Annotated in this window: 13 protein-coding genes; 8 read left to right on the top strand and 5 right to left on the bottom strand. The window is 71.1% G+C overall.

All coding sequences use genetic code 11. From position 1 onward, the window contains the following. Positions 1–203: 203 nt before the first annotated feature. A complete protein-coding gene (locus AC07FV_RS28395; RefSeq protein WP_479090182.1) occupies positions 204–1,412 on the top strand; it encodes a nucleotide sugar dehydrogenase in 1,209 nt (402 codons plus the stop codon). A 64-nt stretch (positions 1,413–1,476) separates the two neighbouring features. On the opposite strand, the gene AC07FV_RS28390 is transcribed toward AC07FV_RS28395, so the two are convergent. From AC07FV_RS28390 to AC07FV_RS28375, 4 genes are all read right to left on the bottom strand, one after another. Then, complete coding sequence (locus AC07FV_RS28390) at positions 1,477–2,601, bottom strand: GuaB3 family IMP dehydrogenase-related protein (protein WP_479090181.1); 1,125 nt, start codon at positions 2,599–2,601, stop codon at positions 1,477–1,479. Between the two features lie 115 nt (positions 2,602–2,716). Then, positions 2,717–4,225 (bottom strand): IMP dehydrogenase, encoded by a 1,509-nt coding sequence (guaB, locus tag AC07FV_RS28385; RefSeq protein ID WP_479090179.1) that lies wholly within the window; start codon positions 4,223–4,225, stop codon positions 2,717–2,719. 140 nt (positions 4,226–4,365) lie between these two features. After that, on the bottom strand, positions 4,366–4,953 hold the full coding sequence (locus AC07FV_RS28380) for a sigma-70 family RNA polymerase sigma factor (RefSeq protein ID WP_019329587.1): 588 nt from the start codon (positions 4,951–4,953) through the stop codon (positions 4,366–4,368). A 280-nt stretch (positions 4,954–5,233) separates the two neighbouring features. Continuing rightward, the gene (locus tag AC07FV_RS28375; protein ID WP_003948568.1) at positions 5,234–5,845 is read right to left on the bottom strand and encodes a response regulator transcription factor; all 612 of its coding nucleotides are present in this window, start codon (positions 5,843–5,845) and stop codon (positions 5,234–5,236) included. Positions 5,846–6,244: 399 nt separating this feature from the next. Here AC07FV_RS28375 and AC07FV_RS28370 point away from each other — a divergent pair, with 399 nt between their 5' ends. After that, positions 6,245–6,577: a WhiB family transcriptional regulator gene (locus tag AC07FV_RS28370; RefSeq protein ID WP_383641440.1), complete on the top strand. Its 333-nt coding sequence runs from the start codon at positions 6,245–6,247 to the stop codon at positions 6,575–6,577. A 68-nt stretch (positions 6,578–6,645) separates the two neighbouring features. On the opposite strand, the gene AC07FV_RS28365 is transcribed toward AC07FV_RS28370, so the two are convergent. Beyond that, positions 6,646–7,566, bottom strand: coding sequence for a LysR family transcriptional regulator (locus AC07FV_RS28365; RefSeq protein ID WP_479090178.1), 921 nt, complete (start codon positions 7,564–7,566; stop codon positions 6,646–6,648). 81 nt (positions 7,567–7,647) lie between these two features. Here AC07FV_RS28365 and AC07FV_RS28360 point away from each other — a divergent pair, with 81 nt between their 5' ends. The 6 genes from AC07FV_RS28360 to AC07FV_RS28335 all read left to right on the top strand — a co-directional run bounded on the left by AC07FV_RS28360 (position 7,648) and on the right by AC07FV_RS28335 (position 16,291). Further along, complete coding sequence (locus tag AC07FV_RS28360; RefSeq protein ID WP_479090177.1) at positions 7,648–8,316, top strand: MOSC domain-containing protein; 669 nt, start codon at positions 7,648–7,650, stop codon at positions 8,314–8,316. A 146-nt stretch (positions 8,317–8,462) separates the two neighbouring features. Then, on the top strand, positions 8,463–9,236 hold the full coding sequence (locus AC07FV_RS28355) for an SDR family NAD(P)-dependent oxidoreductase (protein ID WP_479090175.1): 774 nt from the start codon (positions 8,463–8,465) through the stop codon (positions 9,234–9,236). 157 nt (positions 9,237–9,393) lie between these two features. Beyond that, positions 9,394–13,818 (top strand): BREX system serine/threonine kinase PglW, encoded by a 4,425-nt coding sequence (gene pglW, locus AC07FV_RS28350; RefSeq protein ID WP_479090174.1) that lies wholly within the window; start codon positions 9,394–9,396, stop codon positions 13,816–13,818. Between the two features lie 55 nt (positions 13,819–13,873). Continuing rightward, a complete protein-coding gene (locus AC07FV_RS28345; protein WP_479090173.1) occupies positions 13,874–14,074 on the top strand; it encodes an RloB domain-containing protein in 201 nt (66 codons plus the stop codon). 258 nt (positions 14,075–14,332) lie between these two features. Continuing rightward, positions 14,333–15,022 carry a hypothetical protein gene (locus AC07FV_RS28340; protein ID WP_479090171.1) on the top strand — a complete coding sequence of 230 codons (690 nt, stop codon included), beginning with the start codon at positions 14,333–14,335 and terminating at the stop codon, positions 15,020–15,022. A 273-nt stretch (positions 15,023–15,295) separates the two neighbouring features. Continuing rightward, positions 15,296–16,291, top strand: a complete 996-nt coding sequence (locus AC07FV_RS28335; protein WP_479090170.1) for a hypothetical protein — start codon at positions 15,296–15,298, stop codon at positions 16,289–16,291. Positions 16,292–16,317: the final 26 nt, after the last annotated feature.

Here is a 16,317-nt window from a genome sequence, read left to right as displayed (position 1 = left end):
CCCCAGCCTGTGGACAACTCCCCGCCCGCCGTCCCGCCGCACATCCGGCGGCTCGCCGCCACCCCCGACACTCACCGAAACGCACCGGACCAATCCCGTAAATCGGTCATATTTACTCCTAGTCTGACGTTGTGCTCGCCCATCCTGTCCACCGGGCTTGCGCACCTGTCCCGCTTCGGCTACTGGGAAGGACGGCCCACGCCATGCCCGCAGATCTCGCCGTCATCGGACTCGGCCCGTACGGCCTGCCCCTGGCCCAGGCCGCCGTCGCCGCCGGCATCCCCACCCTCGGCTACCGCACCGGCCCCGAGGCCGACCCGCTCACCCCCGCCGAGGTGCGCCGGATGCTCGCCACGGGCTTCCGCACCCCCGCGGGCCCCGCCGAGCTGGGCCGCGTGCGCACCGCCGTCATCTGCGCCCCGACCCCACCGGGTGCGGACGGCGGCCTGGACCTCACCCAGGTGGAGGCCGCGGCCCGCACCCTGGCCGCGCACATGCGCCCGCACACCACGGTGATCCTGGAGTCGCCGGTGCGCCCGGGCACGACGGAGGAGTTCCTGCGCCCCCTCCTGGAGGAGTGCTCCGGGCTCCGCGCCGGCCGCGACTTCCACCTCGCCTACTCCCCCAGCCGCGCCGATCCCGGCAACCGCGACTTCACCCCTGCCAACACCCCGAAGGTCATCGGCGGCCTCACCCCCGCCTGCACCGAGTCGGCCGCCGCCTTCTACAGCCGCCTCACCGACAAGGTGGTCCGCGCGCGCGGCCCCCGCGAGGCGGAGACGGTCCAGCTGCTGGAGACCAACTTCCGGCACGTCAACATCGCCCTCGTCAACGAGATGGCCGTCCTCTGCGACGACCTCGGCGTCGACCTGTGGGACGTGCTGCGCTGCGCGGAGACCAAGCCGTTCGGCTTCCAGGCCTTCCGCCCCGGCCCCGGCGTCGGCGGCCACTCCGTCCCCCAGGACCTGACCGGGCAGGCCCCCCACAGCCTGCGCATGGTGGAGCTGGCCCAGCAGGTCAACGCCCAGATGCCCCGCTACGTCGTCCAGCGCGCCGCCGCCCTCCTCAACGAGCACGGCAAGTCCGCGCGGGGCGCCCGCGTCCTGCTCCTCGGCGTCACCTACAAGGCCGACCTCGCCGACCAGCAGGCGGCCCCGGCCGAGGAGATCGCGTCCCGTCTGATGTCGATGGGCGCCGCGGTCAGCTACCACGACCCCCTCATCCCGGCCTGGAAGGTCGCCGACCGCCCGGTCCCGCGCGCCGACTCCCTCTACGAGGCCGCCGCCGACGCCGACCTGACGATCCTCCTCCAGCAGCACCGCACGTACGACCTCCAGGGCCTGTCGGTCAAGGCCCAGCTGCTCCTGGACACGCGGGGCGCCACCCCGACGGGGGCGGCGCACCGGCTCTGACCCTCGGACACGCCGAAGGGCCCGCAGCGATCGCTGCGGGCCCTTCGGTACGGCGTGCGTGTGACTACCGCCGGTGCTGCGAGTCCGCCACCGTCACCTCGACGCGCTGGAACTCCTTCAGCTCGCTGTAGCCGGTCGTGGCCATCGCGCGGCGCAGGGCGCCGAAGAAGTTCATGGAGCCGTCGGGGTGGTGGGAGGGGCCGGTGAGGACCTCCTCCAGGGTGCCGACGGTGCCGAGGTCGACCTTCTTGCCGCGCGGCAGCTCCTCGTTCACGGCCTCCATGCCCCAGTGGTTGCCCTTGCCCGGGGCGTCCGTGGCACGGGCCAGCGGGGAGCCCATCATCACGGAGTCGGCACCGCAGGCGATCGCCTTGGGCAGGTCGCCGGACCAGCCGACCCCGCCGTCGGCGATGACGTGCACGTACCGGCCGCCGGACTCGTCCATGTAGTCGCGGCGGGCGGCGGCCACGTCGGCGACCGCCGTCGCCATGGGGACCTGGATGCCGAGCACGTTGCGCGTGGTGTGCGCCGCGCCGCCGCCGAAGCCGACGAGGACGCCCGCCGCGCCGGTGCGCATCAGGTGCAGGGCGGCGGTGTAGGTGGCGCAGCCGCCGACGATCACCGGGACGTCCAGCTCGTAGATGAACTGCTTCAGGTTCAGCGGCTCGTGCGAGCCGGAGACGTGCTCCGCGGAGACCGTGGTGCCGCGGATGACGAAGATGTCGACGCCCGCGTCCACGACCGCCTTGGAGAACTGGGCGGTGCGCTGCGGGGAGAGCGCGGCGGCGGTGACCACGCCCGAGTCGCGCACCTCCTTGATGCGCTGCCCGATCAGCTCCTCCTTGATGGGGGCCGCGTAGATCTCCTGGAGGCGGCGGGTCGCGGTGTCCGCGTCCAGCCCGATGATCTCCTCCAGCAGCGGCTCGGGGTCCTCGTGCCGGGTCCACAGGCCTTCGAGGTTGAGCACGCCGAGGCCGCCCAGCTCGCCGATGCGGATGGCGGTGGCCGGGGAGACGACCGAGTCCATGGGAGCGGCCAGGAACGGCAGCTCGAAGCGGTAGGCGTCGATCTGCCAGGCGATCGAGACCTCCTTCGGGTCCCGCGTACGGCGGCTGGGGACGACGGCGATGTCGTCGAAGGCGTACGCCCGGCGGCCGCGCTTGCCGCGCCCGATCTCGATCTCAGTCACGTCTGTGGCCTTTCCCTGATGCGTTGCAGCGCCTTCCAGTATCCCCGACGGGCACGCCGGGGCACTGCTGAGGGCGGCCCCGGATGGTCCGGGGCCGCCCTCGGGAGGCTGCTGCCTACTTGCTGCGGCTGTAGTTCGGTGCCTCGACGGTCATCTGGATGTCGTGCGGGTGGCTCTCCTTGAGACCGGCGGAGGTGATCCGCACGAACCGCCCGTTGTCCTGGAGGTCGGGCACGGTCCGGCCGCCGACGTAGAACATCGACTGGCGCAGGCCGCCGACCAGCTGGTGGACGACCGAGGAGAGCGGGCCGCGGTAGGGCACCTGGCCCTCGATGCCCTCGGGCACCAGCTGCTCGTCGGAGGCGACGCCCTCCTGGAAGTAGCGGTCCTTGGAGAACGACTTGCGGTCACCGCGGGTCTGCATCGCGCCGAGCGAGCCCATGCCCCGGTACGACTTGAACTGCTTGCCGTTGATGAACAGCAGCTCGCCCGGGGACTCCTCGCAGCCCGCGAGCAGCGAGCCCAGCATCACCGTGTCGGCGCCCGCGACCAGGGCCTTGGCGATGTCGCCGGAGTACTGGAGGCCGCCGTCGCCGATGACCGGGATGCCGGCCTCCTTGGCGGCGAGCGAGGCCTCGTAGATGGCCGTGACCTGCGGGACGCCGATGCCGGCGACGACGCGGGTGGTGCAGATGGAGCCGGGGCCGACACCGACCTTGATGCCGTCCACGCCGGCGTCGATGAGGCTCTGGGCGCCGTCGCGGGTGGCGATGTTGCCGCCGATGACGTCCACGCCGGAGGAGTTCGACTTGATCTTGGCGACCATGTCCCCGACCAGGCGGGAGTGGCCGTGCGCGGTGTCGACGACGATGAAGTCGACGCCCGCCTCGATCAGCGCCTGGGCCCGCTCGAAGGCGTCACCGGCGACACCGACGGCCGCGCCGACCAGCAGCCGTCCCTTGCCGTCCTTGGCGGCGTGCGGGTACTTCTCGGCCTTGACGAAGTCCTTGACCGTGATCAGGCCCTTGAGCACGCCGTGGTCGTCGACCAGGGGCAGTTTCTCGATCTTGTGGCGGCGCAGCAGCTCCATGGCGTCCACGCCGGAGATGCCGACCTTGCCGGTGACCAGCGGCATCGGCGTCATGACCTCGCGCACCTGACGGGAGCGGTCGGTCTCGAAGGCCATGTCGCGGTTGGTGACGATGCCGAGCAGCCTGCCGGAGCCGTCGGTGACCGGGACGCCGCTGATGCGGAACTTGGCGCACAGCGCGTCGGCCTCGGCGAGCAGGGCGTCCGGGTGGATGGTGATGGGGTTGGCCACCATGCCCGACTCGGAGCGCTTGACCAGGTCGACCTGGTTGGCCTGGTCCTCGATGGACAGGTTGCGGTGCAGGACGCCGACGCCGCCCTGGCGGGCCATCGCGATCGCCATGCGCGACTCGGTGACCTTGTCCATTGCGGCGGACAGCAGCGGGATGTTCACCCGCACGTTCCTGGAGACGTACGAGGCGGTGTCGATCTCGTCGGGCGCCATGTCCGACGCGCCCGGCAGCAGCAGCACGTCGTCGTAGGTCAGCCCGAGTGTCGCGAATTTGGCGGGCACTCCGTCGACGTTGGCAGTCATGACACCTTCCCCAAAATGGCCTTGATCGGTGCGGATGTCCATGCTAACGGGAAGCGGAGGTGGCTCATTCCACGATCAAGGGCGGCCGCGGCATTCGTAGCTTCGTACGGACGTCGGCCGTCGCGTGTTCAGGCCCGGCGCTACTGCTCCGCCAGGGCCCGCAGGCGGCTCAGGGCCCGGTGCTGGGCGACGCGCACGGCACCGGGTGACATTCCCAACATCTGCCCGGTCTCCTCGGCCGTGAGTCCCACCGCGATCCGCAGCAGGAGCAGCTCGCGCTGGTTCTCCGGCAGGTTGGCCAGCAGTTTCTTGGCCCAGGCGGCGTCGCTGTTGAGCAGCGCGCGCTCCTCGGGGCCCAGTGAGTCGTCCGGCCGCTCGGGCATCTCGTCGGACGGGACGGCCGTCGAGCCGGGGTGGCGCATCGCCGCGCGCTGGAGGTCGGCGACCTTGTGGGCGGCGATGGCGAAGACGAACGCCTCGAAGGGGCGTCCGGTGTCCTTGTAGCGGGGCAGGGCGAGCAGCACCGCGACGCAGACCTCCTGGGCGAGGTCCTCGACGAAGTGCCGGGCGTCGCCCGGAAGCCGGGACAGACGGGTGCGGCAGTAGCGCAGCGCCAAGGGATGGACATGGGCGAGCAGGTCGTGCGTGGCCTGCTCGTCCCCGTCGACGGCGCGGTGGACGAGCCCACCGACCGTCCCTTGATCGGGGGCCGCCTCGTCGTCACGCATCGGTCCATGGTGCCTTGCGGCCGTCCGATCCGTGGCTCCGCGCCCGTTGTTGTGCACCGAAGCGTTATGAGCAGGTGCGCCGGAACTCATCCCCTGCGCCCTCCCCTCCCGCTCGACCGACTCGTCCCCGAGGAACTCCACACCTCAAGGATGCGTCATCGGCGGCGAAACAAGCATGGGGCGTCCGGCGGGTCGCCTTGTCAGCCCCGCTCACCTCGCGATAAGCGGGGATCGCGGCATCCCCGACGGGCCCTTTCCGCCTCCACCGCACGGGGTGCCCCTAGCGGACCAGGCCCCACCGGAAGCCGAGCGCCACCGCGTGTGCCCGGTCCGAGGCGCCGAGCTTCTTGAAGAGCCGCCGGGCGTGGGTCTTGACGGTGTCCTCGGAGAGGAAGAGCTCACGGCCGATCTCCGCGTTGGAGCGGCCGTGGCTCATGCCCTCCAGGACCTGGATCTCCCGCGCGGTGAGCGTGGGCGCGGCGCCCATCTCGGCCGAGCGCAGCCGGCGCGGGGCGAGCCGCCAGGTCGGGTCGGCGAGGGCCTGGGTCACGGTGGCCCGCAGCTCGGCGCGCGAGGCGTCCTTGTGCAGGTAGCCGCGGGCGCCGGCGGCGACCGCGAGGGCCACGCCGTCCAGGTCCTCGGCGACGGTGAGCATGATGATGCGCGCCCCGGGGTCGGCGGACAGCAGCCGCCGGACGGTCTCGACGCCGCCCAGGCCGGGCATGCGTACGTCCATCAGGATCAGGTCCGAGCGGTCGGCGCCCCAGCGGCGGAGGACTTCCTCGCCGTTGGCCGCCGTCGTCACGCGCTCCACGCCGGGCACGGTCGCGACGGCGCGGCGGAGCGCCTCTCGGGCAAGCGGGGAGTCGTCGCAGACGAGGACGGAAGTCATGGCCGTCCTCCGCAGCTGATGCGCGTCACGTTGAGCCTCCAGGCTGGTACGAAATCGTCACCTGTGCGGTCGACCGTCCCGGACGCCCGCCCGAGCACTTGTTCCTTCAACCGCCTCCGCACTCTCAACGACGGTCACTCGAAAGAGTTACGGGGCTGTGTGTCGTCTTCGGCACTCTACGTGAGGGGACGGCCACGCAGCAGACATGCGCGTCGGACCCGCCCCGTTTCATCACAACCGATGCCCCATTTAGCCGCTTTTCTTCCGCTTCGCTGGTGTCTGCGGCTAGATTCGCAATGAGTCATATTTTCATCTCCTTAGATCGTAGTTGTACGGTCGTGGATGCCGGTGTCGGCGTATCTCCTACATCCACCCATAGCGGCAACAAGGGGTCACGCAATGGCAGATTTCTCCCGCCTTCCCGGACCGAACGCGGATCTGTGGGACTGGCAGCTCCTGGCCGCGTGCCGCGGGGTGGACAGCTCGCTCTTCTTCCATCCGGAGGGTGAGCGCGGTGCGGCGCGGAGTGCTCGCGAGAACTCGGCCAAGGAGGTCTGCATGAGGTGCCCGGTCCGCGCCGAGTGCGCGGCGCACGCGCTCGCGGTGCGCGAGCCGTACGGCGTGTGGGGCGGCCTGACCGAGGACGAGCGCGAGGAGCTGATGGGGCGCGCCCGCAACCGCCTGGTGGCGGCGTCGGCGTCGGCCGGCGGCGATGCGGCCGCGCCTCACTGAAGGAACGTTTCTCTCTCGCCCTCGGCCACGCGGCCCGACGCCTCGGCGCGCGGTGCCGGGGCCGCCGGTCAGCGCGCCGCCGGCTGACGCGCCCCCGCCCGGGCCAGCTCGTCCAGCGTCGCCGTCACCGCCGGCACCTGGGCCAGGTCGGGGAGGGTGAGCGCGACGATCTCCCGCCGCACCGCCGGCTCCAGCGCCACGGTGCGTGCGCCCCGGGGCCGTACGGACTCGACGGCGAGCTGGGGCAGGACGGCCACGCCCAGGCCCGCCCCCACCAGGCCGACGACCGCCGGGTAGTCGTCGGTCGCGAAGTCGATGCGGGGCGTGAAGCCGGCCCCCTCGCAGACCTCGACCAGCTGGCCCCGGCAGCGCGGGCAGCCCCCGATCCAGGACTCCCGGGCGAGTTCCCCGATGGCCACGGCGCCGGTCTCCCCGGTGCGCGCCAGCCGGTGGTTCTCGGGTACCAGCGCCACCAGGCGGTCGGTCAGCAGCGGCCGTACGACGAGGTCGTCCCACTCCTCCGCGCCCGCGGCGCCCTCGTAGCGGAAGGCGAGCGCCACGTCGCAGTCGCCCTCGCGCAACAGCTCGACGGATCTCGGCGGCTCGGCCTCCTCCAGGGAGACCCGGGTGCCGGGGTGCGCGGCGCGCAGCGCGGCCAGGGCGGTGGGCACGAGGGTGGAGCTGCCGCTGGGGAAGGAGACCAGGCGGACCCGGCCGGCCCGGAGCCCGGCGATGGCGGCGACCTCCTCCTCGGCGGCGGTCAGTCCGGCGATGATCCCGGCGGCGTGCCGCACGAGCGCCTCGCCGGCCTGGGTCAGCCGCATCTCCCGCCCGGTGCGCACGAGCAGGGGGGTGCCGACGGATGCCTCCAGGGCCTTCATCTGCTGGCTGACGGCGGGCTGGGTGCAGCCCAGCTCGCGTCCCGCGGCGGAGAAGGAACCGGTCGATGCCACGGCGCGCAGCACACGGAGATGACGAGCCTCGATCACACCGCCGAGGATAAGCGACGCTTTGGCCGGACGCCGAATAGTGCGTCGACGCTTTGATGAGCGGTGTTCTACCGTTCCGCCATGAAGCTTCTCTCTGTCAACCTGGGCCGTCCGAAGGCCGTGCCCTACACGGACCACCCCGACGGCGTCACCGGCATCGACAAGCAGCCGACCGACGGGATCGTGCGGGTGTCGGCGCCCGGCCCGAAGGGGGTCGGGGCGAGCGGGGTGGCCGGGGACGCGGTGTGCGACACGCGCCATCACGGCGGCGACGAGCAGGCGGTCTACGCGGTCGCGCGGGAGGACATGGACGACTGGGAGCGCGAGCTGGGCAGGACGCTGCCGAACGGCGCCTTCGGCGAGAACCTCACCACCACGGGCGTGGACGTCTCCGGCGCCCTGATCGGCGAGCGCTGGCGGGTCGGGCCCGACCTGGTGCTGGAGGTCACCTGCGGCCGTATCCCGTGCCGTACCTTCCAGGGCCATCTGGGGGAGAAGCGGTGGGTGCGGCGCTTCACGGAGAAGGGGGCGCCGGGCGCCTACCTGCGGGTGATCGAGCCCGGTGAGATACGGGTCGGCGACCCCGTCGCGATCGTGCACCGGCCGGACCACGAGGTGACGGTGGCGTTGCAGTTCCGGGCGGTGACGACGCAGCGGGAGCTGCTGCCGCGACTGCTGGCGGCGGGCGAGGCGCTGCACCCGGAGTCACTGGCGACAGCCCGCAAGTACGTGGCCGGTCAAGGGGCCTGACAAGGCATCAGCGGATCGTGCCCACCGCCCGCACCGCGCTCGCCCCCTCGTGCACGAGGGGCGGGCCCACGGTGTGCGCGCGGCACTCCCGCGGCGACCCCGGGAGCGGAACGGACCTGCCCGGCCCGGGCCCCTAACCTTGCGCCATGACAACGGCATTGATTACGGGTTCGACGGCGGGCATCGGCGCCGCGTTCGCGCGTCGGCTGGCGGCCGACGGGCATGACCTGGTGCTGGTCGCCCGCGACACCAAGCGGCTGCGCGAACAGGCGACCGAACTGCACGACCGGCACGGCATCGAGGCGGAGGTGCTCACGGCCGACCTGGCCACGGACACCGGCATCGACGCGGTGGCCGCCCGGCTCGGCGAGCGCAGGAACCCCGTCGACCTGCTGATCAACAACGCCGGCTTCGGCAACAAGGGCCGCTTCCTCGAGGTCTCCATGGCCGACGAGCTGACCATGCTCAAGGTGCACTGCGAGGCGGTGCTGCGGCTGACCTCGGCGGCGACGGAGGCGATGCGCGAGCGCGGCCGCGGTGGCGTCGTCAACGTCGCCTCGGTCGCCGCCTTCGTACCGCGGGGCACCTACGGCGCGTCCAAGGCGTGGGTCGTGCAGTTCACCCAGGGCGTGGCGAAGGACCTGGCCGGCAGCGGCGTCCGCCTGATGGCCCTGTGCCCCGGCTTCGTGCGCACGGAGTTCCACGAGCGGGCCGGCATGGGCACGGACAACATCCCGAACTGGATGTGGCTGGACGCGGACAAGGTCGTCGCGGCGGCCCTCGCCGACCTGTCCCGCGGCAAGTCCCTGTCGATCCCCGACCCCCGCTACAAGACCCTGATGGGCGCGGCGAAGCTGGTACCGCGGGGCATGCTGGGCGGCCTGTCTTCGCGGACGGGACGGAAGTACGGGCCGCAGTAGGAGAGGACGGGTCTCGCCTCTTCACTGTCGGTCGGGCGACCGGCTCCGGACTGGCTGTCGTACGGGCGGACTAGGATTCTTCTCCTGTCATGGAGGGTGCTCAGGCAGGATGTCGCGGAGCTTCCCTTGTTCACCGCAGCCGTCCCGGAGGTGCTTGGTGCCAGCCGCTCCCAAGCCAACAGCTCCCGTCACCCGGGAACGCTGGTTCCAGCCGCGCACATCCGGTTTCCGCTGGGAGCAGGAGGGGCTCGATCATCTTCGGGCGCTGATGCCGAGGACCGAGCCCTTCCGGGCCTGGGCCACGTTCCAGTTCACGGGCCCGTCCGGCCGTATCAACGAGTGCGATGTGTTGATCGCCGTACCGGGCGGCCTGTACCTGCTGGAGCTGAAGGGGCATCCCGGCCGCGTGGTGAACCACGGTGACACCTGGCAGTTCCACGGCGACCGGGTACGCACCATCCGCAATCCGCTCCATCTGACCGACCTCAAGGCCAAGGAGCTCAAGAGTCAGCTCGAACGGGCGGCGCGGGCGCTCGGTATGGATCCGCGACAGGTGCCGTTCGTCAAGCCTGCCGTCTTCCTCCACGACCCGGGGCTCGCGAGCGAGCTGGACGAGTTCCAGCGCAGTTCCGTCTACGGCCGCAACGACGGGGCGAGCGGCCTGCCGAGGATCTGGGACGATCTGCTGAGCCGCCCTCCGGAGCGGGAGAACTGGCGTGTCACCCCGCTGGTCAGCCAGCGGTTGGAACAGCTGATGCAGCGGATCGGCATCAGCCACTCCACGGCGCACCTGCGCTTCGGCGACGACTGGAAACTCGCTCCCCGTTCCCTCGACGCGGGCCCCGACTGGGAAGACCGGCTGGCGGTACGGGACGACGGGCTCGTCCAGGAGAGCGGCCGTGTCCGTATATACCTGGCCGGCGCCGCGGCGTCGGAGGAGCAGCGGGCGAAGGTGGACCGCGCCGCCCGTCGCGAGTACCAGGTGCTCCAGGGCATCAACCACCGCGGCATCGTGCAGGCGGTGCAGATCCGCGAGCACCAGGGCGGGCCGGCGATCCTCTTCCGGCACCGGGAGTCGGATCTGCGGCTCGACGCCTACCTCGACGCGTACGGCGGCCTCCTCTCCCCCGTGGTCCGTCTCGATTTGGTGCGGCAGCTCGCCGAGGCAGTGCGCTATGCCCACCACCGGTCCCTGTACCACCGGGCGCTGTCGGCGCGATCGGTGTACGTATCGGCGCGCGAGGACGGCACCGTTCCCCTTCTGCGCATCGCCGACTGGCAGACCGCGGCCCGCGACTTCGAGACCACCCTGCACCGCTCGCTGGGTGACACGCCTCTGGACGGCGGTCTGATCGCGGACACGGCGCAGATGTATCTGGCGCCGGAGACGGAGCAGGAGTTCGCCGACCCCGTGGACCTCGATGTCTTCGGTCTCGGCGCTCTCACGTATCTCCTGCTCACGGGGCGTCCGCCCGCCGATCGCCGCAGCGCGTTGCTGGAACGGCTGCAGAGTGACAAGGGATTGCGTCCCTACGCCGTGTCCGACTCCGTCTCCGCCGCCCTGGACACGCTCGTGTTCCGGGCCACCGCGGCGGATGTGCAGGACCGTCTGGCCTCCGTCGACGAGTTCCTCGAACTCCTTGCCGCCGCCGAGGTGGACGCGGCGGCTCCGCAGGTGTCCGGTGGGCCGGAGGCGGATCCCCTCACGGTCCAGCCCGGACAGCGCCTGAACGGTGCCTGGTCGGTGGTGCGCGTCCTCGGTACGGGTGCGACGGCCCGCGCCCTGCTGGTGTGCGGTACGGCTGATGAGGGAGCTGAGGGCTCCCCGGCGGAGAGCTCCCTTCGGGTCTTCAAGGTCGCTCTGGACCAGGAGAAGGACGTTCGGCTGCTCGCGGAGGCCAAGGCTCTGAAGGAGGTGGGTGGCGGGCGCATCGTGAAGCTGCTCGCCGAACCGCAGGATCTCGCGGGCCACACGGTCCTGGAGCTGGAGTACGCGGGCGGGTACCGGGGGGTGGACGACCGTGAACCGGTGAGCCTGGGGTCACGATTGCGTGACCAAGGCCCGCTGGGATATGACCAGTTGGAACGGTTCGGCAACGACCTGTTCGACGCCTTGGATGCGCTCGCCGCCCGCGGGGTGCGGCACCGGGACATCAAGCCCGACAACCTCGGCCTGTTCAAGCGCAGCGACGGTTCCTGGCAGCTGATGCTGTTCGATTTCTCGCTGGCCGACGCCCCCGACCAGGACCTGCACGCGGGGACGCGCGGCTACCTGGACCCCTTCCTCGGCAGTGCCGGCCGTTCACGCTACGACGACCACGCCGAGTGGTATGCCGCCGCCGTCACGCTCCACGAGATGGCCGCAGGAGAGAGGCCGGTCTGGGGAGACGGCCAGGGGGACCCGCGCATGGCTCCGGACGCGGTGCTGCACGTGTCCGCGGAGTTGTTCCCCGCCGCGCTCAGTGAGGGCCTGAAGCGGTTCTTCGAGCGCGCGCTGCACCGTGACGCCGAGCAGCGCTACGACAGCCTGCGGCAGTTGCAGGAGGCGTGGCGGCAGGTCTTCCGGACAGCGGACGCGGCTCGCCCGGCCACCACTCCGGCGACGGTCGGGATGAGCGCGGACGACCTGGAGGACGCTCGTGAGCAGGCGGCCGAAGCGGCTTCCCTCGACACCCCGCTCGCAGCCGCCGGACTGTCTCCCCGTGCCGTATCGGTCGCCGAGAGCCTGAAGGCGCACACGGTGGAGCAGTTGCTGAACATTCCGCCGCATCACATCTCGCGGGCGCGCGGCGCGGGCAACGCGATCCGCAAGGAGCTGAACCGCCGGCATCGGCAGTGGACGCAGGCCCACCGCCGGCGTGCGTCGGCCGCCAAGCCGTCGGCCGTTGCGGCGGACGCTCCGGAAGAGGTGCTGGAGTCCGTCGACACACTGGCTGCCCGGCTGACCCCGCCTCCGGGGAAGCGCCGCACCCGGCCCCGTCCCGACGTCGTCCGGGCGGCCTTGCAGCTTCCGGCGGTGCTGGAGGACGGTGAGTCGCTGGAGCCGTGGCCCGCACAGAGTTCAATCGCCCAGTCACTGGGCATCAGCCAGCCGACCGTCTCGCAGAACTTCCAGGTGGCGGTCGAGCAGTGGGCGGAGCTGCCCTGGCTCGGAAGGGTCCGCGACGAACTCGTCGCGGTCCTGGCCGACCGGGACCGCGTGTCGACGGCTGAGGAGCTGGCGTCCGAGCTGCGTGCCCGGCACGGCGCGGGCGCCGGTGACGCGGACGCGACCCAGGCACGGGCTCTGGCCGTGGTGCGGGCCGCGGTCGAGACGGAGATCCGCAGACGTGACGAGGAGCAGGCAGGGACCTACGGGGAGGCGCCCGCCCGCCTGGCCGTCCAGCGTCGGGCCGGCCGTGTGGTGGTCGCGTTGGAGGACCAGCCGGGTGCCGACGACCCGACCCCGGCAGAACTCGCCGACTACGCCGCGGCCCTGGGCGAGTGCGCCGCCGACCTCGCCGGCCGTGACCCACTGCCCGGACGTACCACCGTGCTGCGTGAGCTGCGGGTCGTACCCGCCCCGGAGGGGATGTCCCCGCTGGCCGACACACGGCTGGTGGAGCTGGCCGCGTCGATGGCAGGCGGTGTCGCCGTCTCTCCGCGGCTGGAGCTGTTTCCGCTCTCGCTCACCCTGGCGCGTGCGCTGCGCATCTCACAGGCTCCGGCGGGTGTGCGTCCCGAGACCGGGATCGCCACCGGAGACCTTCTGTCCCGTGTACGGGCCCGGTTCCCCGGTCTGGCTGTGCTCTCCGAGACGACGTACGTGGAACTGGGCGAGGCCCTGACCGAGGCGGGGTTCCCGCTCTTCTACCACCAGGACCAGCGACGGTTCGTACCGCAGCCGCGGGACGGCGCGGGCAGTCGGCCGGTGCTGTCCTCGTCGGTTCTGACGAGCACCAGTTCCCTGTACGCAGCCGCTCAGGGCAGCATCGCCGAGGGCCGGGACCCGCGTGAGGTGCTGGCGGCACGCCTCACCGAGGCCCGCCGTCGAGGAGGGTTCCTCGCCATGACGCTGAAGGGCGCGGAGCTGCCGGGCATCGCCGCGCTCCTGGCGGAGCGGTACGAGGCGACCGCGGTGTCGTTGAACGGCCTGTTCCTGAGCGCGCTCAAGGAGCTGGCCGAGGAGCAGGCGGTGCGCTGGCAGGCCCTACTGAAGGCGGACGCCAAGTACACGGCCACCGGCACACTGGGCGCTGCGCTCTCCTCGTACACCCGGTTGGCGTCGGAGCGGCTGCGCGGGCGGCTGCTCGAGATGGCGGAGAACGCCGGGCCGCGGACGGTCCTGCTCGCCCATGACGCGGGACTGATCGCCCGTTACTGGGAGGCAGGCGGCAGAGAGACGATGGCCGCCCTCCAGCAGGCGGCGCGCCGCCCCGCCGACACGCCGCACGGGCTGTGGCTGCTGGTGCCGACGGAGGACCCGCGGGCCACGCCGACACTGGACGGGCGGACCGTGGAGGTGGTGGACCGGGTGACGGAGTGGGAGGTGTTGGACGGGTTGTTCCTGAAGAGCCTGCGAGGGGCCGGTTCACCCTCCTGATTCGCGCCTCAGCTTGCCAGGCGCGGGTACCGACGATTCACTTGCACGGAATCGGGTGAGACTTGCCTGGGGAACGGCTTTTGCAGCCCTTCGACTGGCCGTGGAGGAGCGCGTCGAGATCGCACTCTCCAACCGGTGCTTCGAACTGTGGCTTCTCCTCCACCTCCATGACCATCAAGCCGCCGTCACCGGTTACCGGCAGGCCAAGCAGCACCTCGTTCCCTACCTATCCGGGTTACAGCAAAGCGACCTGTGAGTTCGGGTTCGACCGCTACCGCGACGGGTGGCGGGACGCCGTGGAGCGAGCGCGGAATCTTGCGCGTCCGGGCGAGGAAGCCAAGAGCAACCCGTCGAGTGGCATGTGGCGACCGGTCCGCCAGGTAGTCCCGACGCATCTACAGAACTGAGCTGTCGTCCGCGGACAGCGCCCGGCCCCAACTTCGGAAGAGCCCGCCTGGTCAACGTCCGTCTGACTAGACTCAGTTGCGATGTGAAGATCTTAAGGAGATCGGACATGGCAGCAGATGCCCTCGATGGGCAGGTTCCAGACGAAACCCCACGTGGGCAGCGAGTCCTTGATCTCCTGGACAAGGCGATCGACCTCCAGAGTCCGCTGGTACGCAGGAATATCACCCGCGCCCGGCAGCGGAACCCGGAGGCGACGCCTTCAGAGGTGATCCGCAACCTGGAGCGGATGTATGTCAGCGCCCTGACCGGGTCGGGGGCGGCAGTCGGAGGGGCTGCGGCCGCGCCGGGCGTCGGCACGGGAGTCGCCCTGGCACTGTCCGCGGGCGAGACTCTCTCCTCTCTCGAACTGAGCGTCCTCTTCGCGCTCTCCGTCGCCGAGGTCCACGGAGTCCCCCTCGCCGAGGCCGAACGCCGCCGGACGATCGTGATGGGGATCATGCTCGGTGGGAGCGGGAACTCCACCATCACCAAGGTCGCCGGGACCACGGGCAAGCACTGGGGACGCCAGATCGTCGCCAAAGTGCCTGTCGAGACGCTGCGACAGATCAACAGGGTTCTGGGCCCGCACTTCATCACGAAGTACGGGACCAAGCAGGGGATCATCGTCCTCGGTCGAGTGGCGCCGTTCGGTATCGGCGCTGTGATCGGTGGTGGCGCCAACGCCACCCTCGCCACCTTTGCGGTGAGAGCCAGTCGGCGTGCGTTCGGCCCGCCTCCCGCGTCGTGGAACGGCTGACTCGCGGTGAACGTCGGTGAAAGGCTCCGCGGCAGGAAGGTCGTGAAGACCTACGAGGCCCGTGCGGGCAGGCAGCTCGTCCGGTTGGAATCGGTCACCTCCTTCCCTTGTGCGGGGTGTGCCCGGACGAAGAAGGCCCGTGTCGTCGCCATACGTGGTGATGCCCTGTTCTGCAACGGCCGTCACGGGCGGATGGGAGCGTCGCAGCCCGTCGACCGCGCGCGGCGGACCACTGACCGGCCGCCGACGTCCGCCGACTCCGCATCGACGGCCGTGGGGACGCAGGCCCCCGACCTGCGCGCGGAAGATCCCGCGCCGGTCGTCATGGAGGAGTTCGACAGCGGTCTGCCCTACTCGGTGGTGAACACCGGCCTCACCGTGGAGTGGAAGTTCCACGTCCGTGCCGAGCACCTTCTGCACGGCACGTGCCCCGTGCCGTCCGAGATGGCTGATCGGGCCGCCCCTCACGAACCGCTGGACTTCACCTTTCTGCGCGGGCGCCGCCGTATCGGAGTCCTCGACGAGCAAAAGGGGACCAGGCTCCTGGTGTCCGGTGGGGAAACCTTCCTCACGGGACTGACCTGGCAGCCCTTCGTTCTTCCCGGAACGCGGGTGTCGGTGCGGTGGGACACCTGGCGGAAACTGCGTCTGGCGTACACGCCGCTGGACAGGCCCGTCGTCTTCGGCGGCACCGTGGTCCGCTACGCCTACGACCCCCGGATCATGACCCGTGAGCTGGCAGCGTTCGACGCCCGGGTGGACCGGGTGGAGGAGCTGGTGCTGGTCGCGTTGCGCGAGCTCGGCTACCTGGACGAGAAGGGGCGAGCGCTGCTCCCCAGGGAGGCGTTGATCCGCAACACCGTCGAGCGTGCGCAGTCGGAGCGACCGGCCATGAAGAAGCTCCACGGGGCGATCGAGCGGCTACTGTCCCGCTCCGTTCTGACCTGGGAGCAGGGCAGCGTGAACCGGGCCGGCATGCTGCATTATCCGGCCAGGCGCGGTGAGACGCCGGTCGTCCTGCTCTGCTACACCCCGGTACTTCGGGAGGCGGACCGCGAGGACCTGCGCAACACCGAGGCGGAGTCCGCTTACGACGCGGGCGTACATCGCGTGGCGGGCCATTTGATGCGCATCGGCCACCTGGGCAAGGAGGCGAGCGCGGAGGCGAAAGCCGCCTACCGTGAGGACCACAAGCGAGCCGGCCTGGCCGGTCCTCACGAGCTGCCCCGCGGTTTCACCTACGTGCGTGAACACGAGCGGGGGCTCTAGGCAGGCTCAGCTACCGGCGGCTGGGC

The sequence above is a fragment of the Streptomyces sp. NPDC045956 genome, assembly GCF_056430705.1.
This window is presented reverse-complemented; position numbering and strand designations above follow the sequence as displayed.

Bases quoted from the DNA above. Each gene is read 5' to 3' on its own strand.
- AC07FV_RS28395 (WP_479090182.1), top strand. From the start codon at position 204: ATGCCCGCAGATCTCGCCGTCATCGGACTCGGCCCGTACGGCCTGCCC.
- guaB (WP_479090179.1), bottom strand. From the start codon at position 4,225: ATGACTGCCAACGTCGACGGAGTGCCCGCCAAATTCGCGACACTCGGG.
- AC07FV_RS28380 (WP_019329587.1), bottom strand. From the start codon at position 4,953: ATGCGTGACGACGAGGCGGCCCCCGATCAAGGGACGGTCGGTGGGCTC.
- AC07FV_RS28375 (WP_003948568.1), bottom strand. From the start codon at position 5,845: ATGACTTCCGTCCTCGTCTGCGACGACTCCCCGCTTGCCCGAGAGGCG.
- AC07FV_RS28370 (WP_383641440.1), top strand. From the start codon at position 6,245: ATGGCAGATTTCTCCCGCCTTCCCGGACCGAACGCGGATCTGTGGGAC.
- AC07FV_RS28360 (WP_479090177.1), top strand. From the start codon at position 7,648: ATGAAGCTTCTCTCTGTCAACCTGGGCCGTCCGAAGGCCGTGCCCTAC.
- AC07FV_RS28355 (WP_479090175.1), top strand. From the start codon at position 8,463: ATGACAACGGCATTGATTACGGGTTCGACGGCGGGCATCGGCGCCGCG.
- AC07FV_RS28340 (WP_479090171.1), top strand. From the start codon at position 14,333: ATGGCAGCAGATGCCCTCGATGGGCAGGTTCCAGACGAAACCCCACGT.